Annotated in this window: 21 protein-coding genes; 17 read left to right on the plus strand and 4 right to left on the minus strand. The window is 43.7% G+C overall.

Going from position 1 to position 22,209, the window contains the following annotated elements; all coding sequences use genetic code 11:
• Window positions 1-2: 2 nt before the first annotated feature.
• From MHB63_18680 to MHB63_18725, 10 genes are all read left to right on the plus strand, one after another.
• On the plus strand, window positions 3-1,403 hold the full coding sequence (locus tag MHB63_18680; protein ID MEK3808551.1) for a sigma 54-interacting transcriptional regulator: 1,401 nt from the start codon (window positions 3-5) through the stop codon (window positions 1,401-1,403).
• 544 nt (window positions 1,404-1,947) lie between these two features.
• Window positions 1,948-3,360, plus strand: coding sequence for a lysine 2,3-aminomutase (gene ablA / locus MHB63_18685; protein ID MEK3808552.1), 1,413 nt, complete (start codon window positions 1,948-1,950; stop codon window positions 3,358-3,360).
• A complete protein-coding gene (locus tag MHB63_18690) occupies window positions 3,353-3,634 on the plus strand; it encodes a YokU family protein (protein MEK3808553.1) in 282 nt (93 codons plus the stop codon). The genes ablA and MHB63_18690 overlap by 8 nt, the downstream gene beginning before the upstream one ends.
• A gap of 84 nt (window positions 3,635-3,718) precedes the next feature.
• Complete coding sequence (locus MHB63_18695; GenBank protein ID MEK3808554.1) at window positions 3,719-3,952, plus strand: YozE family protein; 234 nt, start codon at window positions 3,719-3,721, stop codon at window positions 3,950-3,952.
• 469 nt (window positions 3,953-4,421) lie between these two features.
• Window positions 4,422-4,847, plus strand: a complete 426-nt coding sequence (locus MHB63_18700; protein MEK3808555.1) for a MarR family transcriptional regulator — start codon at window positions 4,422-4,424, stop codon at window positions 4,845-4,847.
• 10 nt (window positions 4,848-4,857) lie between these two features.
• Window positions 4,858-6,486 carry an MDR family MFS transporter gene (locus MHB63_18705; protein MEK3808556.1) on the plus strand — a complete coding sequence of 543 codons (1,629 nt, stop codon included), beginning with the start codon at window positions 4,858-4,860 and terminating at the stop codon, window positions 6,484-6,486.
• Between the two features lie 168 nt (window positions 6,487-6,654).
• Complete coding sequence (locus MHB63_18710) at window positions 6,655-6,948, plus strand: DUF3817 domain-containing protein (protein MEK3808557.1); 294 nt, start codon at window positions 6,655-6,657, stop codon at window positions 6,946-6,948.
• Between the two features lie 135 nt (window positions 6,949-7,083).
• Window positions 7,084-8,607 (plus strand): alpha/beta hydrolase, encoded by a 1,524-nt coding sequence (locus MHB63_18715; protein ID MEK3808558.1) that lies wholly within the window; start codon window positions 7,084-7,086, stop codon window positions 8,605-8,607.
• A 61-nt stretch (window positions 8,608-8,668) separates the two neighbouring features.
• A complete protein-coding gene (locus MHB63_18720; protein MEK3808559.1) occupies window positions 8,669-9,145 on the plus strand; it encodes a GNAT family N-acetyltransferase in 477 nt (158 codons plus the stop codon).
• 208 nt (window positions 9,146-9,353) lie between these two features.
• Window positions 9,354-10,511 (plus strand): MFS transporter, encoded by a 1,158-nt coding sequence (locus MHB63_18725; GenBank protein MEK3808560.1) that lies wholly within the window; start codon window positions 9,354-9,356, stop codon window positions 10,509-10,511.
• A 46-nt stretch (window positions 10,512-10,557) separates the two neighbouring features.
• On the opposite strand, the gene MHB63_18730 is transcribed toward MHB63_18725, so the two are convergent.
• Window positions 10,558-11,103 (minus strand): GNAT family protein, encoded by a 546-nt coding sequence (locus tag MHB63_18730; protein ID MEK3808561.1) that lies wholly within the window; start codon window positions 11,101-11,103, stop codon window positions 10,558-10,560.
• An 80-nt stretch (window positions 11,104-11,183) separates the two neighbouring features.
• A complete protein-coding gene (locus tag MHB63_18735) occupies window positions 11,184-14,246 on the minus strand; it encodes an efflux RND transporter permease subunit (GenBank protein ID MEK3808562.1) in 3,063 nt (1,020 codons plus the stop codon).
• 263 nt (window positions 14,247-14,509) lie between these two features.
• Between MHB63_18735 and MHB63_18740 the strand changes: the two genes are divergently transcribed.
• The 5 genes from MHB63_18740 to MHB63_18760 all read left to right on the plus strand — a co-directional run bounded on the left by MHB63_18740 (window position 14,510) and on the right by MHB63_18760 (window position 20,367).
• Window positions 14,510-16,351: an LTA synthase family protein gene (locus MHB63_18740; protein MEK3808563.1), complete on the plus strand. Its 1,842-nt coding sequence runs from the start codon at window positions 14,510-14,512 to the stop codon at window positions 16,349-16,351.
• A gap of 228 nt (window positions 16,352-16,579) precedes the next feature.
• The gene (locus tag MHB63_18745) at window positions 16,580-17,575 is read left to right on the plus strand and encodes an ATP-binding cassette domain-containing protein (GenBank protein MEK3808564.1); all 996 of its coding nucleotides are present in this window, start codon (window positions 16,580-16,582) and stop codon (window positions 17,573-17,575) included.
• Window positions 17,576-17,588: 13 nt separating this feature from the next.
• Window positions 17,589-18,377, plus strand: coding sequence for an ABC-2 family transporter protein (locus tag MHB63_18750; GenBank protein MEK3808565.1), 789 nt, complete (start codon window positions 17,589-17,591; stop codon window positions 18,375-18,377).
• A gap of 12 nt (window positions 18,378-18,389) precedes the next feature.
• On the plus strand, window positions 18,390-19,184 hold the full coding sequence (locus MHB63_18755; GenBank protein ID MEK3808566.1) for an ABC-2 family transporter protein: 795 nt from the start codon (window positions 18,390-18,392) through the stop codon (window positions 19,182-19,184).
• Window positions 19,185-19,632: 448 nt separating this feature from the next.
• Complete coding sequence (locus MHB63_18760; protein MEK3808567.1) at window positions 19,633-20,367, plus strand: TIGR02206 family membrane protein; 735 nt, start codon at window positions 19,633-19,635, stop codon at window positions 20,365-20,367.
• Between the two features lie 396 nt (window positions 20,368-20,763).
• Here the strand turns inward: MHB63_18760 and MHB63_18765 are convergent, their stop codons facing one another.
• Entirely contained in the window at window positions 20,764-20,886 is a 123-nt protein-coding gene (locus MHB63_18765) for a DUF4023 family protein (protein MEK3808568.1), read from the minus strand.
• A gap of 162 nt (window positions 20,887-21,048) precedes the next feature.
• Between MHB63_18765 and MHB63_18770 the strand changes: the two genes are divergently transcribed.
• Window positions 21,049-21,723, plus strand: coding sequence for a hypothetical protein (locus MHB63_18770; protein ID MEK3808569.1), 675 nt, complete (start codon window positions 21,049-21,051; stop codon window positions 21,721-21,723).
• On the opposite strand, the gene MHB63_18775 is transcribed toward MHB63_18770, so the two are convergent.
• Window positions 21,720-21,890, minus strand: a complete 171-nt coding sequence (locus MHB63_18775) for a hypothetical protein (protein ID MEK3808570.1) — start codon at window positions 21,888-21,890, stop codon at window positions 21,720-21,722. The two genes, MHB63_18770 and MHB63_18775, sit on opposite strands and share 4 nt — an antisense overlap.
• Before the next feature lie 141 nt (window positions 21,891-22,031).
• Between MHB63_18775 and MHB63_18780 the strand changes: the two genes are divergently transcribed.
• The gene (locus MHB63_18780) at window positions 22,032-22,208 is read left to right on the plus strand and encodes a YozD family protein (protein MEK3808571.1); all 177 of its coding nucleotides are present in this window, start codon (window positions 22,032-22,034) and stop codon (window positions 22,206-22,208) included.
• Window position 22,209 lies beyond the last annotated feature (1 nt).

Consider the following 22,209-nt stretch of genomic DNA (forward strand, 5'->3'; position numbering starts at 1 on the left):
CTATGGCGGACCAAACTAGAGATAAGCTCATCCATCATATTTTAGAGACAATTGATGAAGGCATTCATGCGGTTGATGAAAACGGGATGACGGTGTTCTACAATGAGATTGCAGCTTATCACGACGGACTGAAACCGGAAGAAGTCCTGGGAAAACATTTATTTGACGCCTTTCCATCTCTGTCAGAAGACACAAGCACACTTCTTAAGGCGATCAGGACGAAAAAGCCGATTTACCATCACACGCAGACCTACATAAATGTAAAAGGCGAAAAAATTGAAACGGTGAATACGAGTCTTCCTATTTTATCAGGAAACACTGTCATCGGAGCAGTCGAAATTGCAAAGGATTTTTCTGCCATCAAGCAGCTGACAGAGAGACTTGCAGACCTGCAGTCAAGAATATCGTCACCAGCTAAAGCAAAAGCGGTCAATGGAACCGTCTACAGGCTTGAGGACATTCTCACAGTCAGCAGCAATCTGCTTCATGTGAAAGAGCTGATAAAAAAGGTAGCAAGAACTTCTTCCAATCTGCTGGTCTACGGGGAAACGGGTACAGGGAAAGAACTGGTTGTTCAGGCGGTGCATAACGAATCTGCGAGAAGACAGGCGCCGTTCATTGCCCAAAACTGTGCCGCCCTTCCGGAAGCCCTTCTTGAAAGCCTTCTGTTTGGCACGGTGAAAGGAAGCTATACAGGCGCCGCAGACCGGGCAGGTTTATTTGAACTTTCCCAAGGCGGCACTCTCTTTTTGGATGAACTTCAGTCGATGCCCATTAACCTTCAGGCAAAGCTTCTTCGCGTCATTGACGACGGGGCAATCAGAAGAATCGGCAGCAGCCGGGCGGTAAACGTTGATGTCAGAGTGGTTGCCGCCATGAATATCCCGCCTGAGCAATGTTTAAAAGAACATAAGATAAGAGAAGATCTTTATTTCAGGCTCAATGTGTTCGGGCTCAGCCTTCCTCCTCTCCGGGAAAGACCAGCTGACATCCCGCTCCTTGCGGCTGCTTTTATCAAAAAATACAATCAGGAATTTGGCAAACGGGTAACCGGCCTTTCAAAAGAGACTGAGAGCCTGCTGAGCAGTAAGCGCTGGCGGGGGAATGTGCGGGAACTCAAGCATTGCCTGGAATTTGCCATGAACATGTGTGATGAAGGGCAGATTCTGCCGAGCCACCTTCCTCCGTACTTAATGAATGAGGAAGAATCAGATGAAAGGGGCGGTTCCCTGCAAAGCAGGCTGTCAAAATATGAACGCGAGCTGATCCTTGATGCTATGCAGCAAACAAAAGGAAATGTCCTGAAAGCTGCAAAGCTTCTCAGCATTCCAAGACAAACCCTGCAGTACAAGCTCAAAAAATATCGTACTGACCAATATTCGGCACTGGAGTCAGAAGGATAGGGTGGGATTTGGGGGCGTTTTCGTGAGCGCTCAATAAAATCACTCAAAAAGACGTAACCGGGCCTCCGGTGATTTTTTTCTGTCCTTCGGAGCTGAGCAAGGCGATTCCGCTTTTCGCATTGTCCAGTTCCAGCGCTCAGCTCCTCTGTCAGAACAAAATCCCCGAAAAAGTCAAAACCGGACTTTTCCGGTGATTTCTTATCTGACTGAAAGGGTTGAACAGTCGGCTCCGCTTTTCGAATTGTCTAGCTCCAGCGCTCAACTCCTCTGTCAGAACGGAACTGTCGGTAAAGGCAAAAAGCGCCTTTTCCGCCATTTCCTTATCTGACTCCCGGAGCTAAACGAGCGCTTCCGCTTTTCTGGATTGTCCAGCTCCATCAGCCAACTCCTCTGTCAGAACAAAATCGCCCAAAAAGGCAAACCCGGCCTTTCTGGTCGATTTCTTTTCTGCCTATCGGAGCTAAACGGCTGATTCCGCTTTTCTAGTCACCTTGGCACGCTTTTTGCATGTAATAGTGGTAAAGACCGAAATGGGGGAACTGCTGTGAAATACAACTTGTATAAGCCGAAACGCCATTGGAAAGATATTGAGCTGTGGAAAGATGTGACGGAAGAGCAATGGAATGACTGGCTGTGGCAGCTGACGAACACAATCCGGACACTCGGAGATTTGAAAAAAGTTGTGAACTTGACACCAGATGAAGAAGAAGGCGTCAAAATCTCTACGAAAACCATTCCTTTGAATATAACTCCATACTACGCGTGGCTGATGAACGAAGATGATCCAAGGTGCCCGATCCGCATGCAGTCGGTGCCTATTTCCCAGGAGCTGAATAAAACAAAGTATGACCTGGAAGATCCGCTGCATGAAGATGAAGATTCTCCTGTGCCCGGCCTGACCCACCGCTATCCGGACCGCGTTCTTTTCCTGGTGACAAATCAATGCTCCATGTATTGCCGTTACTGTACAAGAAGACGCTTTTCAGGACAAATCGGCATGGGAGTGCCAAAGAAGCAGCTTGACGATGCCATCGCTTATATTGCTCAAACACCGGAAGTGCGGGATGTCCTCATTTCAGGAGGTGACGGGCTTTTAATCAATGACACCATTTTAGAGTATATTTTAAAAAACTTGAGAGCTATTGATCATGTTGAAATTATCCGGATTGGAACGCGTGCTCCGGTCGTATTTCCGCAGCGCATTACTGAAAATCTCTGCAATATCCTGAAAAAATACCATCCGATCTGGCTGAATACCCATTTCAATACATCCATCGAAATTACAGAAGAGTCCAAAAAGGCCTGTGAGATGCTCGCTAATGCAGGTGTGCCTGTCGGCAATCAGGCAGTTATCCTTGCCGGCATCAATGACAGCGTTCAAATTATGAAAAAACTCATGCACGACCTCGTAAAAATCAGAGTCCGTCCGTATTACATTTACCAGTGTGATCTATCTGAAGGCATCGGCCATTTCCGTGCACCTGTTTCAAAAGGACTCGAAATTATTGAAGGCCTAAGAGGTCATACAAGCGGTTATGCCGTACCGACATTCGTAGTGGATGCACCGGGAGGCGGAGGGAAAATCGCTCTGCAGCCAAACTATCTGATTTCCCAAAGTCCGGGGAAAGTGGTTCTTCGAAATTTCGAGGGTGTGATCACAACGTATCCGGAGCCGGAGAATTATGTCCCGGGACTTGCTGAAGATTATTTCAATGAAATCTATCCGGACTCAGATTCGAAAAAATCATTGTCAGGCATTGCAGGTTTATATGAAGATGCACAGTTTAACCTGATTCCTGAGGGCATCGGACGCATCAGCCGAAGAAAAACGTTTGAAACCAATCCAGAGCATGCAAGCTTAAAGAACAAGCGGGAAAAGCGGGACGAATTAAAAGAGAAGAAATACCGTGCCCAGCTTTTAAAATCCGAAGATAAGAAGGCGGCGGAAAATGAGTGAGCGCTGCGAGTGGTGTGAATCGGAAAATGCCGTAAAAACAAGCAACCTTGTTCACTGGGAGCTGCCGGATGGATCACGCGCCATCGAAATTTCTGAAACGCCCTGTACGGAATGTCCGGATTGCGGCATCAGCTATCAGAGCGAGGATACAATCAATGAAATCGAAAATCAGCTCCTTCTGATAAATGTTAAAGAACTGCCAAACCGAGTGAATTTTGATGAGCTCATGAAATGGAAGCGCCATTTAAAGCGAAATTATTTTGACTTTACGTGAAACCTCAGACGATTCTGAGGTTTTCTTCTTGTCCAATCCGCGTTATAATAGGGGCACTTTACAAACCCAACGGAGGGGACCCGCATGAAATCTTTCTATCACTACCTGATGAAATTCAGGCATCCAAAGCCTCAGGATGACATCAGCCGTTTTGCCAATGATGCTTACGATGATCACAGTTTCCCAAAATCATCCGACGATTACCATGAAATCAGCTCATATCTTGAGCTCAACGGCTCGTACTTGCCGGGTCTTGTCGTATTTGATGATGCCTGGGACTTGTATGAAATGGAAATCTTAAAAAAATCAGCACTTTGAGAGCAGTCCTGGCCAGGGCTGTTTTTTTGTTTTTTTATCTCAGAGAGAGGTGCTTTAACTTATATGCAGTGTAATTAAATATGGCATCTCTTAGCAGCGTATTGCCATATTTAGGTGATAATACGGGCAATAAATGGCGTCACTAAGGAGAGAAACACCACTTCATGATGCTGGCGGGATGGAAAAGTGGCGTCACTAAGGACAGAAGCACCACTTTTTTATGCTGGCGGTGTGAAAAAGTGGCGTCACTAAGGAGAGAAACACCACTTCATGATGCTGGCGGGACGAAAAAGTGGCATCACTCAAGGGAATTCGTTCACAATCGTGCGAGAAATAATAGGGGATGCATCTTTCTCCTTTGCAAGTATGCTTTATTCCTTGACAACTTTTCACCTCCGTCATATAGTTAATAAAGTTAATAGTTAAGTAAGTTAAGTATTAAATTGATTTGGAAAAACGGGAGGGGAACATGAATACACGTCAGGAGCTCACCTACGAATTTCTCTCGAATTACAGAAAGCTGAACAAGATGACCAGGGCACATTTGAATGAAATGCTTGAACCGATGCTGCCTTTTAATGAATTTATGGTGCTTAGGCTCGTGCATGAACAGGATCATCCGAATGTCAGCCGGATTGCAGATCTGCTGAGCGTTTCGTGCAGTCATATTACATCAGTCAGTGAACGGCTGATAAAAAAAGGCTACTTAACACGTGGCAGGGCAAGCGACGACAGACGAGTTGTCCTTCTCCAGCTGACGGAAGAAGGCGAGAGAGTGGCGAAAACAGTAGAGGCGACCATCACAGAATACTTTCACCGGAAACTGGAAAACGTAACCGATGATGAAATGATTGTATTTAATCGCCTTTTAAAAAAATTATTAGAAGAAAACTAGAGGTGGAATCATGGAACATTTAAGTCACAAAGAAAAAATAACCATTATGATTGCCATCATTGCAGCAATGTTTTTTGCGGCAGTTAATCAGACAATTGTAGGGAATGCTCTTCCAAAAATTATTTCAGAACTTGGAGGGCTTGATTATTACAGCTGGGTTTTCACCATCTATATGCTGACAAGTGCGATTACAACCATTCTTGTCGGAAAGCTTTCAGATATGTATGGAAGGAAACCGTTTATTATTATCGGGATCATTATTTTCTCTATTGGAGCCTTTCTTGCAGGTACATCAACTGACATTATTCAGCTGATCAGCTACCGCGGTATCCAGGGCTTTGGAGCAGGTATGATCATGTCGACTGCCTTTACGGCTGTAGGGGATTTATTTGCTCCAAGAGAACGGGGAAAATGGCAGGGAGCCATGAGTGCCGTGTTCGGGGTTTCAAGTGTATTCGGACCGACGCTCGGCGGATACATTGTCGATAACCTTGAATGGAAGTGGGTATTCTGGGTTTTCCTTCCGCTCGGAATTGTCGCGCTCGTACTTATCTGGAAGCTTTTCCCGTCCACGGAGAAAAAGCCTGGCCAAAAAGTTGATTACCTGGGATCGTTATTTCTTTCATCAGCCATTGTTGCAGCGCTTCTCGCGTTCTCCTGGGCAGGAACGAAATATGACTGGGGTTCAGCACAAATCCTTTCTCTTTTCGCGGCTGCAGCTGTGTCAGTGATCATTTTTATTTTAGTTGAAAGAAAAGCTGTTAGCCCGATTCTGCCGCTTGATCTGTTTAAAAACAGCATCTTTACCATTTCAAATATCATAGGGTTTGTCATTGGGGTCTCCATGTTCGGCGGTGTCATGTATGTTCCTTATTTCATTCAGGGTGTGCTCGGCTACTCGGCTACTCATTCAAGCTTCCTGACAATGTCCATGACGCTGGGCCTTGTGTTTGCAAGTGCTCTTGGCGGACAGATTATCTCTAAAACAGGGAAGTACAAATTGCAGGCGATTATCGGACTGTGCATTTCTGCAGCGGGCCTTTATCTGCTGTCAACCATGACGGTAGACACCTCGCAGTATTTGCTCGTATTTTACCTGACACTTGTCGGCTTTGGAATCGGAATCGGCATGACCGTGTTTACACTTACTGTGCAAAATGCAGTAGAACAGAAACTGCTTGGTGTTGCAACCGCATCCTCGCAGCTGTTCCGTTCAGTAGGGGGAACAGTTGGTGTTGCCATCATGGGCACACTTCTTAATTCTCGCATGCAGGATAAGATGGCTTCTATGAGCAGCGCGAGTGACACAAATCAGATGGCTGCATCGCCTGAACTTGCGGGAAAACTGGAATCTCTGCAAAACCCTCAGCTGCTGCTTGATCATGAGAAGATTGACGGCTTAAAGAACACACTTCCTCCTGAAGCGGTGCCTTTCTTTGAAAATGTCATCCGTCAGCTGCAGGATTCACTCAGCTACGCATTATCCGGTGTTTTCATCTTTGTGACGATTACAATGGCGCTTGCGATTCTCTTGACCTTCTTTATTAAAGAAATTCCATTAAGAAGTGCAAAGGATCAGCCTTCAGTAAAAAAGGAAAAAACATTAAAAACCGGAGAACTGCAGGGCAGCGAAAACTAATGTAAACCAAGGTGCATGAGCACCTTGGTTTTTCCTGCGTGAAAAGGCATAAAACAACGCAGTGGACATACATATAGAATTGAACATTCTATGACGTCTGTCCGGGAAGAGTGGTTTTTGCAAAAATCCTACTTTATAATGAAGAAAAAAGCTGATGGAGGAACACCTATGCCTCAAACACCGATTGACCGTTTCAGATTTATGGGATTCATTGAAGGAGCTTCGCTGCTCATCCTTCTGTTTATTGCCATGCCGCTGAAGTACTGGGCGGATATTCCAATGGCCGTTACGATTGTCGGCTCATTGCACGGATTCTTCTTTATTGCCTACCTCCTGATCATTGCATATACAACGTATAAAATCAGATGGTCTTTTGCTTGGGTATTCAGTGCAGTAGCTGTTGCATTTATTCCATTTGGAAATTTGGTACTTGATTCAAGACTTAAAAAAGCCAATTTATAATCAAAAAATAACCCAGTCACGGGTTATTTTTTTTGATCGTTTAGAGTTGCATCTTTCGTCCCATGCCGGGAGATTTCAAAAGGAGTAAACTGAAAATGTTTAGTTTGCAGAAAATTCTAATAAAGGTGTGATTTCGTGAAGAGAAAAATGTTAACGGTTACATTGGCGGCATCACTGCTTGCCCCTGTTGTCCCTGTGACCAGCGAGCATGGAAGAGTGACGGCCGAACAAGAAGTTTCTATTCCTGGTGCACACGATTTAAAAGAGGTTTATTTTGACGGCGTAAATGAACATTTTTTAACAACTAAGAATCCTGTCCAGTATCAGCAGGCCACTCTTTTTGGGAATCTCGGACTGACGCCTTATCTTTGGGGCAGTGCGGCAGAGGAAACAGGCTGGCACCAAATGTACAATCCGGCCCCGGTCACAGGAACTCAGGTTACTGGAGCATTTGAGGATGCGAAGTTTGTGATTCGTATACCCGATAACTGGAACGGGAAACTGGTATCTGCGGGAATTCCGGCAACGCGCAATGAAACCTCGACAGATTTGCTCTTCAGTGATTTTGTATTAGAAAAAGGATACGCTTTTGCGGCCATTGATAAGGGAACTCAAGGGACAGCAGATCCTGCTGATCCATTTGCAAAAGCAAAAAATGCTCTCGTCAAAGAGGATGATTCGGTTGCCGAGTGGCACAAAAGGTACCGGCAGATAACGGCGGCAGCTCAAGCCTACCTCCAAACAAATTATGCGGACAAGCTCATCTCTCCTGAAGACAAGTCAAATGCTGCACATCACCTGATTAGAAAAAATCACCGCGTGCCTACATATGCAATCGGAATTTCAAATGGAGGGTATGTGGTCAGGTACGCGCTTGAGCATGACGGACGGCAGAAAAAAGAAGACAGGCTTTTAGATGGCGGCGTAGACTGGGAAGGCGTACTGTGGACAGAAAAGCAGCCCAACCTGATTTCCTCTTTGACAGCGGTTGTCAACCATGCCGAGCCTGCTATATACGGCAGCGGAAAAGAGAAAGAAAAAGCGGTTAAAGAGCTGTATAAAGCAGGGGTTCCAAAAGGATCCGAAGCATTGTGGAGCTATCATGACCAGGTGTACTGGTTTATTACCGCAAATATTTACCGCGACCACTTTGATCCCAATGCACCTGAACGCATTGACTGGAGAAACTACTTGAATTTTGTAAACGGAATAAGGGACCGCAGCTATGACTCTATTTTTGAAAACTACCGCTATCCTTCCCGCCCGAAAAGTGTAAAGGAAAACATTAAAGAGGTTGCAAATACGGGAGATATAGATGTTCCGCTTATCAGTTTCACGGGTACCCTTGACGCTCTGATTTTCCCTGACATTCATGCAAAGGGTTATGAGAAGCTTGTTAAAAAAGCAGGCAAGGAAAAGCTGCACCGCATGTACTACATCGAAAACGGCAATCACGTGGACAGCCTTGTCTGGAATGGTGCAACGGATCCAGATAAAAACCTCCAGCCGCTCTTGCCGTATGCCCATCAATCCTTTGATTTGCTTGTAGACTGGGTAGAGAATGGTGCAAAGCCTCCAGAAAGCAAGGACATTCAGACACCTGATAATCCAATAAAAGTGATTGATATCAAGACCGGAAAAGAGATAGATCCGTTTTAAAAATGAGAAATCCCGTTTCAGTACGGGATTTTTTTGATTTAATAGATAAGAGGTGAAAACAATGGCGTTTATTTTAGTTAAAGCTGTAATCGAGGATTCGGAAATGCTCCACAGTGGACAAGTCAGTGCTTTCAAACCGCTGCTCGAGAGATACAGGGACTTTGACACAAGCCCTGCGAATGAACCGATCTCTAAAGTTCGAAGCCGAATAAGGGAAGGACACTTTTATAAGGTGATGGCAGACGGCCAGTTTGCAGGAGCCATCAGAATTAAACGTGGTGAAGAAACTGAGAGCCATTGGATCAGCCCGATGTTTATTCTGCCGGAGTGGCAGGGACGCGGATTTGCCGCCAGGACCATTCAGCTTGCAGCAGAAAAATATCCAGAGGCAGGTAAATGGGAACTTGCGACTATTCTTGAGGAAGAGAAGAATTGCCGTGTTTATGAAAAAGCAGGTTTTACGCGAACTGGAGTAAAGAAAAAGCTGAATGATGCAGCCACACTGGTGTACTTTGAAAAAAACGGTGAGCGTGCCTGATTCTTTTTCCGATGTATGAATAGCTGTGGATCATTTCTTTTCGTTCTGAATTTTCTGTCTATAATTTACGGTGCCAAATCAGTATAATCCTGGTGTTGTCTGTGCTATTATTTAGGAATGCGAAATATATTGACAGATACACAGATAACTTAGGAGAGATAAAGTGAGTACATTAGTAAAAGCACCGCTGTGGACAAAGTCGTTTGTGATGCTCATGGTTGGAAATTTGTTTATTTTTATGTCGTTTCAGATGCTGATTCCGACGCTTCCGCCCTACATAAAGTCTCTTGGGGCCTCAGGTCTTGAAATCGGGCTTGTGACTGCACTGTTTTCAATAGGAGCTGTATTAAGCAGGCCGTTTATAGGTTATATGCTCGAATACAGGACACGCAAGCCGCTCGTGCTTGCCGGAGCTTTAGCCCTTCTTGCCATTACCATCGTATATCCGTTATCAAGCATGATTTTCATTTTTCTGCTTTTTCGGTTTGTTCATGGTCTTGCATGGGGGTTTTCTACAACAGTAAACGGTACGGCTGCCGTAGATGTGATTCCGAAATCGCGTCTTGGTGAAGGCATGGGCTATTTTGGCCTGTCCGTTACGCTTGGAATGATTATTGCGCCAAGCCTTGGGATTTATCTTTTTGGTGTCACTTCATTTAACAACTTAATTTACATTTCATGTGCTCTTGGGCTGATTGCGTTTGGGCTGCTTGCAGCAGTCCGGTATCACACGCCCGAGTCGGTAAAAACGACTAAAAAGGAAGACTTGTCTTTTTCATATGTGGGATCTCTAGTTGAAAAGTCTAGCTGGTATCCTGCATTTATTACGATGATTGCAACTTTTGGATATGGTTCAGTTGTCACATTCATCGTGATATTCGGTGAGGAGCGGGGGATAGACCAGATTTTTCTTTTTTACTTGTTTAATGCCATTATGGCATCTGTTTCAAGGCCGGTTTCAGGGAAATGGTTTGATCAGAAGGGACCTAAGGGTTTAATTATTGTATGTTCGGCCTTAACCTTTGCAGGACTCTGGGTTCTGTCACTCTCCCATACAAATGCAGGAATAGCTGCCGCCGGAATTCTGTTTGGAATCGGCTTTGGTTCCCTGCTTCCGACGCTTCAGTCTTGGACGCTCTCCATGACCCCTGACAACAGAAGGGGAGTAGCGAACGGCATGTACTTTTCTGCGATCGATTTTGGAATCGGATTAAGCGGAATTGTCTTCGGAATTCTCGCCCAGTTTGTTGAAACGGCTGTGCTCTTCCAAATTTCGAGCATTTTTCTGCTTATTCCGGTGGTGTTGACGCTTCTTGAAGGAAAACTAAGCAAAAGAGAGCATTTGGTTTTAAAAGAGAATACGTGATAAAAAAGCAGGTCTGAACATCCAATCAGACCTGCTTTTTCGTCGATTATTTTTGCTTCCATTCACGAGCAAGCATTCCGTAAACAGCATGATCCACAAAATGATCATAAAGCCATTCTGCCTCTCGGATGGTGCCTTCATGTTTATAACCGAGGCGTTCTGGAATGCTTCTGCTCTTCGTGTTTTCTGCTGCCGCCCTGATTTCAACTTTGTTCAGTCCGTATTCATTAAAAGCAATCTCTGTCAGTGCTTCGGCGACTTTTGTCATAATGCCGTTTCCTTGAAAATCTTTACCGAGCCAGTATCCGATATAGGCGGTTTTGTTTGGCCAGCTGATGGAATTGAATCCTGCTGTACCCGCTATTTTTCCTTTGTAAAGAATGACTGTGCTTAAGCTTTTATTATCGGCAAATCCACGGAGAGTGCCTTCAATAAATGCCTTTGTATCTTCTTCCTTGACTGTGAAATCAAGCCAGGGAAGCCATTCTTTCAGATGACTTCTGGATGAATCAGTGAGTTCGAACAATTCCTTTGAATCTCTGATTTCCGTTAATTTAAGTGAGAGTTCATCATTAATCTTATGTATAAACATTGAAATTCCCCCAATCTTTGTCTATTTATCTACTATACAGAAAAAGAAAAAGGCTGCCAATCCCGGCAGCCTTACTTAAATTACGCTTTTTTCTTTCTTGAACGGAGTTTATCAACCGTTATAAACAGGGCAGGCACAATCAGCAGGGTCAGGATCGTCGAGAAGAGAACCCCAGAAACGATGCTGATGGCGAGCGGTTTAAAGAGCGGATCGTTGCTGAATGCAACAGGCAGAAGGGCAACAAGCGCCGTGAATGCTGTCAGCAAAATCGGGCGGATTCTTGCGCGTCCGGCTTCAATAACAGCTTCGGCACGGTCGTAACCTGCTCTCATGCGCTGTTCGATAAATTCAAAGAGAACAACAGAGTTCCGGACGACGATTCCAGCAAGAGAAACGATTCCCATTGTGGCCATGAAGCTGAACGGTGTCTGAGTGACGAATAATCCTGCAACAGCACCGGCAACTGCAAGATAGACTGTTCCAAGCACCAGCATTGGAAGAGAAAGAGAGTTAAACTGAAAGGCAATCGTGATGTAGATCAGAACAAGTACAACTAAGAACAGAAGACTGATTTCAATGAAGAATTTCGTCTGATCGTCGTTTTCTCCGCCGAGAGTCAGCGTATATCCTTCACTTGAATAGTTCTCCTTATAGTCATCTACGATGGATGCGACATCCTCTTTGAACGTTTCTGATTCACCAGGATATGCTTTAAGTGTAATCGTGCGTTCCCCGTTTTCACGCGGAATGGTCTGATACTGCTCTACTGTTTCTGTTTCAATAAATTGACTTAGAGGAGCCGTCTGAGGCACGGGACCTTCAGATTGAAGAGGAACCAGAATTTCATCCAGCTTGATGCCTTCTTCATGTACAGCAGGATCCTGTTTGATCAATAAGTCTATATTTTCACTGTTATTTTTGAAGGTTCCCATAGGTACGCCTTCAGTTACTAAACGAATCTGATCACTTACAAATTTCGGATCAAGGCCGCTTTCTGTTAATGCTGTGCGGTCAAGCTTATATTGAACAGAAGCAACAGGCTCTTTCACATTATCAATGATCAGTCCGCTGTCTGCATTTTTAATGTCAGAAGCGAGTTCGTTTTTAATCTCGTTCAGTTTGTTGAAATCCTCGCCGCTTAATTTCACGGTAACAGGTGCACCAGTTGGAGGACCCTGAACAATCGTTGTTAAGAAAATTTCGGCTTCAGGATATTTTTCCCTGAGTGTATCTGTATGTTCTTCAATAAATCCATCAGCTGTAACGGCTTCGTTGTCGATGCGTGTGACAATCTGTCCGGTATTTGGACCTGCATTTTCAACCGTTTCACTAAAGAGACCGGGTACTCCCGAGCCTGTAAAAATAGCTGTCTCTTCTGTTTCTTCAATAGCGAGAAGATCGGTTTCCATTTCTTCAAGGACAGTATTCGTTTCTTCGAGGGTATAATCTGTCGGCATTGTAACCGTAACAGTAATTTCTTTCTTGTTTGCTGACGGGAAAAACTCGAACGGGACAAAGAACGCCAGCAGGAAGATAAGCGTCGTTCCGATAATACCGGTTATTCCTATTAAAACCGGACGCTTAACAATTTTTTTAAGCAGCGTGTCAGCATAAAAATCAGACAGCTTCTTCAGTGGGCCTCCCAAAAAACCAGGCTCCTTTTCACTGACGCGGATTTTCCGCTTGTTCACGGCGTACTGGTAAACAGGCACCAGTGTAAGCGAAATAATCATGGAAGCGGCAACGGTCAGGATCAGCACAGATGGCAAAGAACGGATAAACGAACCATTTGCACCTGACAAAAGAGTAAGCGGCAGGAAAGCAAAGATTACGGCGAGTGTAGAAGTCACAATGGATCCCCATACTTCTTTAACGCCATCTCTCGTAGCCTGCAGGGCATTTCCATTTTTCTGAAGCTTATATTGTCTTAAAATATTGTCATTGACGACAATCGCGTCATCAACAAGAATTCCCAGGGCAATGATCAGCCCAATGACCGAAATCTGATTCAAATCCACATCCAGAAACGGCAGCGGAAGGGTTCCGAGCGTAATGGAAAGCGGAATAGCAAGAGATACGATAAAGGCTCCGCTCAGAGTAAGCCCGAGGGTAGTAATTAGGATAACTGCAAGTACAGCAATGGCAGCCTCTTTGATCAATTCATCAAATATTTTATCTACATCCGCTTTTTGCGAGTAGTAGGTTTTCAGTTCCACATTGTCAGGAATGCTGAGTTCGTCTTTTAATTCCTTATCGACCTTTTTAAAAGTGGCAGGAATATCAAGACCGGATTCGATGTTTACGGTGAATGAATAGGCAGGTTTGCCTTCAAAAGAAACGATATCTTCCTGCTTTTTTTCCGTCAGCACAAGGTTTGCCGCATCTCCGATTTTGACAGCTTCCTTAGTGATTGGAGACAGTACAGTTAGGTCTTCGATTTGATCAATATCCTTGAACTGATCGAGAGTCAGACGGATCGTTTCACCGTTTTGTGACGTTTCGCCAAGCGGTGTTGTCTTGTATTCGTTGTTGATGGCTTCAATAATGTTAGAAACATTCAAGCCATTTTCTGCAAGAGCTTCACTGTCAAGTTCCAGGACAGCCTCTTTTTCTTTGAATCCTTTTATGGTGACGCCTGATACGCCATCAAGGTCCTGAATCTTCTCCTTTAAACGGAGTATTTCTTCTTGGCTCTGTTTAAGTGTATCTGTGCTTTCTGCTGTAAACATGTACGATGCTACAGGCAGCCCTGTCTGAGCCTGTTTGACCTCAGGATCAAATGCTTCCTCAGGAAGTTTGGAAGCGGCATCCGATACTTTTTGCTTTAGGTCGGATGTGATTTTTTCTATATCCTCGTCATCTTCAACTTCAACTATGACATTTGAGAATTCTTTTGCCGAAACAGAATTCAGGCTCGCAACGCCATCAGAGTTATTAATGGCATCTTCAAGCACTTCTGTTACATCACTTTCAACGACCGCTGCTTCTGCACCCGGATAAACCGTTGAAATGGTTACGATGTTGGCCGAGAACTCGGGCAGTTCGCGTTTAGGAAGCTGATAAAATAAATAGCCTCCGACAAGAATAATAACGAAAAATAAAATGATGATTAATTTTCCGCGTTTGAGAAAGCTCTCGAACATAAATAAGTTCCTCCTTCAATTAGGTCAAATTTGACTATTTAAACTATAGCACACTTGAAGCGTGATTTTCATTTCCGAATGTGTTAAAAATTTGTGAACGGAAAGAAAGAAGATAAATGTAAACTTAAGATTACAAAAATTAATTTTTTGTAAATTTTTTTGTTGTTTCTAGCAGTCATTTTGATATGATGGAGTGAACATTATGTAATTATTTGATAAAGGTGAGTGTAGGATTGTCATATTTTAATAGGAATAAAAAAAGCATGTTTCTCTTTTTTACCATTGTCTTTACAATCAGCGGATTCTGGTTTTTGAAATCATTGTATTTCGTACATGAACTGGGAATGTCCCCGCACAAAAAGTTTATTCTCACAGCATCGGCTGGTCTGGCATTATGTCTGGCTGCCCTCCTTTCCACAGGCAGATTCATTGTAAAATTCACATCTGTCTTCCTCATTTATTTTTTACTCTCGCTTTTGCTGTATGCAGACGTGCTGTATGAACGTTATTATGACGGTATTCTGAATTTAAAGCTTGCAGGGCAGGCGGGTCAGCTTGGAGATGTTAAAGACTCTATTCTATCTTTGGTTTATCAGACCGACTATCTTTACTGGGCTGATGTTCCGGCAGTTGCTTCAGTTCTGATATTCTGTTACTGGCTGAAAACAGAGGAAGTGCGGAAATGGCAAAGCAGGGCAATTTTTGCAGCTGGTGCAGCTGCCCTTATTTTTACTTCTTTCTTCCCGTTTAAAGACACTTTTTCAGATCAGTACAAAGTTTCACTGACTGGAATTCTGCCTGCACATATTTATGACTTTAAACAAATGACTGTAAACGAAGCATTTGCCTATGAAACGTTTATTGGGGATAAAAAGAAGACTGAAAAGCTTCAGGCATATTTCAGGAAGAACTACGAACTTCAGAAGAAGTCACCTTATTTCGGCAAATTCAAAGGCAAAAATGTCATTATGGTCCAGGCAGAATCCCTTAACGTATTTCCCGTGGGACTGACCATTGACGGGGCAGAAATTACACCTAATTTGAATAAGCTGATTAAGGAGAGTCAGTATTATCCCAATACGTATCTTCAAATTGGCCGCGGAAATACGTCGGACGCCGAATTTGTAGCCAACAATTCAATCTACCCGATGGCGCCAAAAGGAGTTTACAATGCTTTTCCTGAAAACAAATTTCTTTCGCTTGGAAACATTCTGAAAAGCGGAGGCTATACAACAAGTGCCACCCACGGCAATATCCCGGCCTTCTGGAACAGGGAAGCAGCTTATGACAATCAAGGCTACGAAACGTTTTATCATAAAAATCATTCAAACATAGAATCTGATGAAATCATCGGAATGGGCATATCAGACGAGAGTATCTTCAGACAAATGACCGAAATCTATGCAAATGAAACGAAGCCATTCTATAGTTTTATTGTTTCCCTCACGAACCACAGACCGTTTGTTATGCCAGAGAAATACCGAGAACTTGAACTTCCGGCCAGATTTGACGGGACCAATACAGGGCATTATCTGCAGTCTGTCCATTATTTTGACAAAGCATTGGGTCTCTTTATTCAAGACCTCAAAGAAAAGGGGCTTTGGGACGAGTCCATTTTTGTCGTCTATGGTGACCATTACGGACCTCTCCCGATGGATGAAAAAGAGATTAATAACCTGCTTGGAGTTCCTTTTGATGAAAAAGCACAATTTAATATCCCTCTGATTATTCATCATCCGGATCAAAAAGAAGGCACTGTCAATGAAGTGACTGCCAGTCAGATGGATATTGCCCCGACAATCACTTCGCTTCTTGGAATTGAACAGCCGTTAATTCAATTCGGCAGGCCGCTGGACTCAGTTACAGAAGGCTTTGCGGGCTTTGCATATGAAACAACGAGATATTCATTTTATTCCGATAAGTATGATTATGCAGCTTCGCATACCGGCAACTTTAAATCAGGAAAATGCATAGATAACAGTTCAGGAAAAGTAACGGATGTTGAAGCATGCAGAGAAAACTATGAAAAACTTGTCCAGGATATTGAGTGGTCATCTATGTTCCTTGAAAATGACCTCCTTTTAGAGCTTTTCAATAACTATTGACTGTGACGCCAGATTGATGGGCAGCAAGAGGCCTTGAGCCGTCCAAAAACCGTGTATCCAAACAGATGCACGGTTTTTTATTTGAAAGGACGTTTTTAATAAAGGAAGGCTGAAATGCTTGAATGAATTTTTTTGAAAGCGCATTAAAAAGTGATTTACAAAATTTTCTATCAGTTTTATAATTTTATAGTTGCAAAAAAATACAGACAGCAAAGGGGGAACATCAGATTGATCGAAGTGAGGGATTTAAAAAAGGAATACAAGCTGGTAAAGAGAGATCCAGGTTTAAGAGGAGCAGTGAGAGCGCTCTTTAAACGTACATACGTGACAAAAACAGCTGTCAAAGGAGTTACTTTCAAGATTGAACGCGGGGAAATGATCGGGTACATCGGCGCAAATGGTGCCGGAAAGTCAACAACCATCAAAATGCTGACGGGAATTTTGACGCCATCTTCCGGGGAAGTAAAGGTTGGCGGAATAGTTCCCTATAAAAACCGAAAACAAAATGCGAAACAGATCGGTGCGGTTTTTGGCCAGCGGACTCAGCTGTTCTGGGACATTCCGGTATCTGAGTCGTTTGATCTGCTCAAACATATTTATGAAGTGCCTGAAGAGCAGTTTAAGGAAACACTTGATTTGTTCACAGAGGTCCTGCAGCTGAAACCGCTGCTTTCGATACCGGTAAGGCAGCTTTCGCTTGGGCAGAAAATGAGATGTGAGCTTGCAGCAGCATTTCTCCACAGACCGGATGTCGTCTATTTAGATGAACCGACAATCGGGCTTGATGTGGCAGTGAAGGTGCGGATCCGGAAATTTATCAAAGAGATGAATGCCCGGTTTGGAACGACGGTGCTTTTGACAACGCATGATATGCAGGATATTGAAGAGATCTGCAGCCGGATCATCATCATTGACAATGGTTCCATCTTATATGACGGCGGCCTTCATGAAATAAAAGACACGTTCGCGGCCAAGCGGGAAATCCACTTTGAAGTCGAAAATGTGCAATCGTTCTCATACCCGGCCGCTATAAAGGCCAGAACAGAGCTTAAAGTAGTCGATGAAGACCAGCAGCAAAAGGTCATCCTTGCATTTTCTCAAAAGGATGTGGCTGCTTCAGAAGTGATTTCTGCGGTTTTATCTGAAAATGACATTATTGATTTATCTTTAAACGATCCAAAAATCGAAACCATTGTAGAAGAAATTTATAACCGCGGACTATAGGGGGTTTTAGGAAATGACGAAATACCTGATGTTTGCAAAATCCCAAATGCAGATCAACACTGCATACTCCGCGTGGTATTGGGCTGGAACAGCATCATCCATCATGCGTCTGATGATCATGTTTTATTTTTGGCATGCCGTTTACGACGGAAAGGACACCATTCAGAACCTTACTCTGCAGGATATGCTGACGTATATTGTGGTGGCCATGTTTATTCAGGGGTATGTTTCCGGTGTTGGGAATGAGCTGGCACACGATATCAGGGACGGGAACATTGCCATTGAACTGATGAGGCCTTATGATGTGATTTTTAAACTGATATTCATGGATTTTGGCGGAAAGATCACACATTTTTTCAGGGAAACCCTGCCTTTGATGGTGATTGCCTTTTTGTTCATCGATCTGTCTCTTCCCGGCTCGGCGGAAGCGGCACTCCTGTTTATCATCAGCGCGGCACTTGGAGTCTGGATTGGCACGTTCTTTGATTTGATGATAGGCATCATTGCTTTTTGGACGGTAAACGTCTGGGGTCTGAGAGTCCTGAAAGAGGGAGTCATCACGTTTTTCTCCGGAGCTCTTGTTCCGATTACGCTTTTTCCCGGATGGCTTGAAACATTGAGCTCTTATTTGCCGTTTCAGGCGATGGTATTTACGCCTGTTTCTATATATACAGGTATTCTGAAAGGCAGTGATGCATATCTTGCTCTGCTGATTCAGCTTGGCTGGTGCTTCGGAATGTTTCTTATCATGAAACTGATTTGGTCCCAGGCGATCAAAAAAGTGACCATTTTCGGCGGGTAAGGGGGTAATACAATGCTCAAACGGTATACCAAGCTGTATTATATTTTTGCGAAAAATCACATTAAGGTCATGATGGAATACAGGGTGGATTTTTTCATCGGGGTGATCAGCGTGATGCTTCAGCAGTTCGCAAGCATCTTTTTTGTTAAAGTAGTGTTTGATCACATTGAGCAAATTAATGGCTGGACGTTTTATGAAATTCTTTTTATTTACGGAATTGCCGCAACGGGAAGGTCCCTGCATCATATATTCTTTGATAATTTATGGACGCTGGGGTGGCAATATGTAAGGCCGGGGCAGATGGACCGGCTTCTTATCAGGCCGATCAATCCCCTGTTTCATGTATGCGCAGACAGGCTGCAGCAGGATGGACTGGGTCAGCTTGTGATCGGGATACTTATTCTTGCAGCAGCCTTTCCGCAGCTGGATCTGGCATTCGGATTTGCCGATTGGCTGATGCTCGTTGTGATGATTGTTTCAAGCGGTTTGATTTACATTGCCATAAACCTGTTTTTTGCCACATTCTCCTTTTGGATGATCGACAGCCTGCCTATTGTGTACGCTGTTTTTAATCTGAGTGAGTTTGCTAAATACCCGATGACGATCTACAACAAAACCATTCGTGTCTTTTTAACGTGGGTCATTCCGTACGGGTTTACGGCCTTTTATCCGGCGGCATGGTTCCTTGACAGAGAAGGGTATGCTTTTGTCGGGATTCTGTCCCCATTAGTCGGTTTAGTCAGCATAGCTCTTGCCTATGTTTTCTGGCTGTATGGATTGCGGGCTTACGCAAGTACCGGAACGTAAGGAAGGAAGCCGCCGGCACAGAAATACAGGGTGAATTTGACCACGTGCGGATCAAATTCACCCTTTTTTTGTCATCTGTTTGTTTAATAGCTGCTTTGTACGGTATAAAAGCGGCCGGTGTTCAGATAGCATAAGATTCACGCGTTATCGTACGTTATAATCTCCAGCACGTGTTCATGTAGCATAAGAATCACGCGTTATCGTACGTTATAATCTCCAACATGTGTTCAAATAGCATAAGAATCACGCGATATCGTACGTTATAATCTCCGGCACGTGTTCATGTAGCATAAGATTCACGCTCTTTCGAACGATACAATCAGCGGAGGCATTAATTTAGCGTATGGAGCATCTCAGTATAATTTTAAGATTCAACGCTCTCATGTATTGTCCGCGCCTCTTTTTTTCACGGATAGACTTTCTATTAAAGTGAAATCTAATAAAAAACATGAGAGGTGAGGGCGTGGAAGAGTACCTTCAGTATCGTCCAGGTGGAGACAAATTTAGTCTGTTTTCTGCAGAGCACATATGGACGCTAGTTATCATATCTGTATTTATTCTTGGAATAATGCTGTTAAAAAAGAGCTGGATGCCTCATCAGCAACCCATCAGGCTGGCTCTGGCAGCTGTGCTGTTTCTTGCGCTGATCACTCACCAGATATGGCTGCTGAGTGAACATGCGTGGTCTGCAGCATCTGCCCTGCCTTTGCATTTAAGTGATCTGTCCGTCATACTCGCTTTCATCATGCTCATAAACGGGTCGGAAAAACTCTTCCAGTTTTTATATTTTGCAGGAATTGCAAGCTCTGTGCAGGCTCTATTGACTCCGGACCTCGGCACCTATCATTTTCCGCACTTTCAGTACCTTGTCTTTTTTATCTCGCATGGGACTGTTATTCTGGCGGTGCTGGTCATGCTGATGGCTTTTTCCTATAAAATAACATTCCGGACAGTATGGGTATGCGTTCTGATTGTTAATTTGTATGCTGCCATCATTTTTGCCGTAAACAAGTGGCTGGGGTCAAACTATATGTTCCTTATGAAAAAGCCTGAGGGTGTGTCTTTGCTTAACGTGCTTGGCAAATGGCCGTGGTATTTAATCTGGGCGGAGCTCATCATGATTGTCAGTTTTCTGCTGCTGTTTTGGATGTATAAGAGAGGAAGACTGTATGACCAATCATAAGAAAAGCGGAGCCAAAAGGCTCCGCTTTTCTTATTGTCCAGCTCCGCCTCCTAGTCCTTCTGTCAGAACAAAATCACCGAAAAAGTCAAAATCGGACTTTTCCGGTGATATCTTATCTGACTGAAAGGATTGAACAGTCGGCTCCGCATTTCTTATTGTCTAGCTTCACCGCTCAGCTTCTCTGTCAGAACGGAACCGTCGGCAAAGGCAAAAAGCGCCTTTACCGCCGTTTCCTTATCTGACTCCCGGAGCTAAACGAGCGCTTCCGCTTTTCTTACTGTCCAGCTCCAGCGCCTAACTCCTCGACCAGAACGTCTCCGCCAAAAAAAGCAAGACCGGCTTTTTCCGGCGGAGCCTTTTCTGTCCTTCGGAGCTAACCAGGCGCTTCCGCTTTTCTTACTTATTCGTCTTATTAGGCTTCTTCTTCCCCGGGTTGCTGCTGCCCTGGTGCTCGCGGTTGTATTCGTCTTTTTGCTGTTTTTGCTGCAGGCTGTTCACGAAGTTTGATGTGTTTTCCACGGTGAGTCCTCCTTGAATTGATTTTTAGGTTCTTACTATTTCCTTCTTGATGAACATTCATGAGTCCAACTCGGAATCCTTTGCTGTTTTGCCCATTACTTATTTTGCGCTCCGGCATATACTATTTTATCTTTTATGAATCGCGGCAAAGGAGGATCAATCGTGAACAAAAAAATACCAAAGTACAAAGTCGGGGATATTGTCGTGATTGTTATGTACAGTACGGTCGGGACAGTGACGAACGTTCATCAGATCGATCAGCATTATCTTTACGAAGTGAACCACAGCGAGATTTTGTACTTTGAAAACGCGATACAGCTATACTCTGAGTACACCGGGAAGGTGATTGATTCAGAGAAGATTGAAATTGAGTTTCAATACCATATCGGGGATATTGTTCAAGTGAAGGGTTATGAAGAAGAGCTTTTCAAGGTGGTTGGATTCCGGACTGAAATCTGGAGATACACAGAAGATGGCTGGGAAGACATCATTTATGAACTGATGAGAATCAACGACGGGGAATGGCTTGAAGCATCCGAAGAAGAGCTTGTTTTCGTCATGGGGAAAAAGCAGGCAGGCACATTTGTCCAGCAGCTTAGCCTGATGCATATTGTTTCGCAGGAAACAAATGGGATTGAGCAGCTTCTGGCAAAAGAAAAGCTGCCTAAGCAGGAACTCCCCGCCAAGAAAGTCAAGCGCAGCAAACGTGATATTGTTGATGAACTTTTAGATATCTATAATGACTATTTATTTATGTATGATATGTTTGGTGATCTGGAATACAAGGAAATGATGGATTTTATCATCGACAGTTTAAGAAAATATACGAACACTTAATGAAAAAGAGATATGAGAACGTAAATAAAAAACGGAATACATCCATAAAGCATGATCGTTTGAAGACATGCAATCATCTGTTTGTGAACGCATTCAAATCTTTCTCCGTCTAAAAATACAAGAAATTTATTCGTTTCCTGTTTTGCAGCAGCTTGTCCATTTTTCATTTTCAGCATCTCCTTTTCCTGTTGATCTATTTATTTCATCGTATGCACCGTGAAAAAAGAATATGAAAAGAAAAATGTTTGATTTGTAAGACATAGATGATACAAGTTGGACATATAAACAATTACTAAGGGGGCGATGTTGTGAAAGAAATTGAAGTAATCATTGATACCGAAGAAATGGCTGAATTCTTTTACAATGAGCTGACAAAGCGGGGATATGTTCCCTCGGAATCGGAGCTTGATACGATCGCGGATATTGCATTTGATTATCTTCTTGAAAAGTGCATTATTGACGAAGACCTGGAAGACGTTGATTAAA

Source organism: Bacillus sp. FSL H8-0547 (assembly GCA_038002745.1).
Lineage (GTDB): Bacteria > Bacillota > Bacilli > Bacillales > Bacillaceae > Bacillus_P.

Excerpts from the sequence above, each read along its gene's own strand:
- MHB63_18695 (MEK3808554.1), top strand. The coding sequence starts at position 3,719 with ATGAAATCTTTCTATCACTACCTGATGAAATTCAGGCATCCAAAGCCT.
- MHB63_18720 (MEK3808559.1), top strand. The coding sequence starts at position 8,669 with ATGGCGTTTATTTTAGTTAAAGCTGTAATCGAGGATTCGGAAATGCTC.
- MHB63_18680 (MEK3808551.1), top strand. The coding sequence starts at position 3 with ATGGCGGACCAAACTAGAGATAAGCTCATCCATCATATTTTAGAGACA.
- MHB63_18725 (MEK3808560.1), top strand. The coding sequence starts at position 9,354 with ATGCTCATGGTTGGAAATTTGTTTATTTTTATGTCGTTTCAGATGCTG.
- MHB63_18705 (MEK3808556.1), top strand. The coding sequence starts at position 4,858 with ATGGAACATTTAAGTCACAAAGAAAAAATAACCATTATGATTGCCATC.
- MHB63_18730 (MEK3808561.1), bottom strand. The coding sequence starts at position 11,103 with ATGTTTATACATAAGATTAATGATGAACTCTCACTTAAATTAACGGAA.
- MHB63_18750 (MEK3808565.1), top strand. The coding sequence starts at position 17,589 with ATGACGAAATACCTGATGTTTGCAAAATCCCAAATGCAGATCAACACT.
- MHB63_18760 (MEK3808567.1), top strand. The coding sequence starts at position 19,633 with ATGAGAGGTGAGGGCGTGGAAGAGTACCTTCAGTATCGTCCAGGTGGA.
- MHB63_18755 (MEK3808566.1), top strand. The coding sequence starts at position 18,390 with ATGCTCAAACGGTATACCAAGCTGTATTATATTTTTGCGAAAAATCAC.
- MHB63_18700 (MEK3808555.1), top strand. The coding sequence starts at position 4,422 with ATGAATACACGTCAGGAGCTCACCTACGAATTTCTCTCGAATTACAGA.
- MHB63_18690 (MEK3808553.1), top strand. The coding sequence starts at position 3,353 with ATGAGTGAGCGCTGCGAGTGGTGTGAATCGGAAAATGCCGTAAAAACA.
- MHB63_18775 (MEK3808570.1), bottom strand. The coding sequence starts at position 21,890 with ATGAAAAATGGACAAGCTGCTGCAAAACAGGAAACGAATAAATTTCTT.
- MHB63_18710 (MEK3808557.1), top strand. The coding sequence starts at position 6,655 with ATGCCTCAAACACCGATTGACCGTTTCAGATTTATGGGATTCATTGAA.
- MHB63_18740 (MEK3808563.1), top strand. The coding sequence starts at position 14,510 with ATGTTTCTCTTTTTTACCATTGTCTTTACAATCAGCGGATTCTGGTTT.
- MHB63_18735 (MEK3808562.1), bottom strand. The coding sequence starts at position 14,246 with ATGTTCGAGAGCTTTCTCAAACGCGGAAAATTAATCATCATTTTATTT.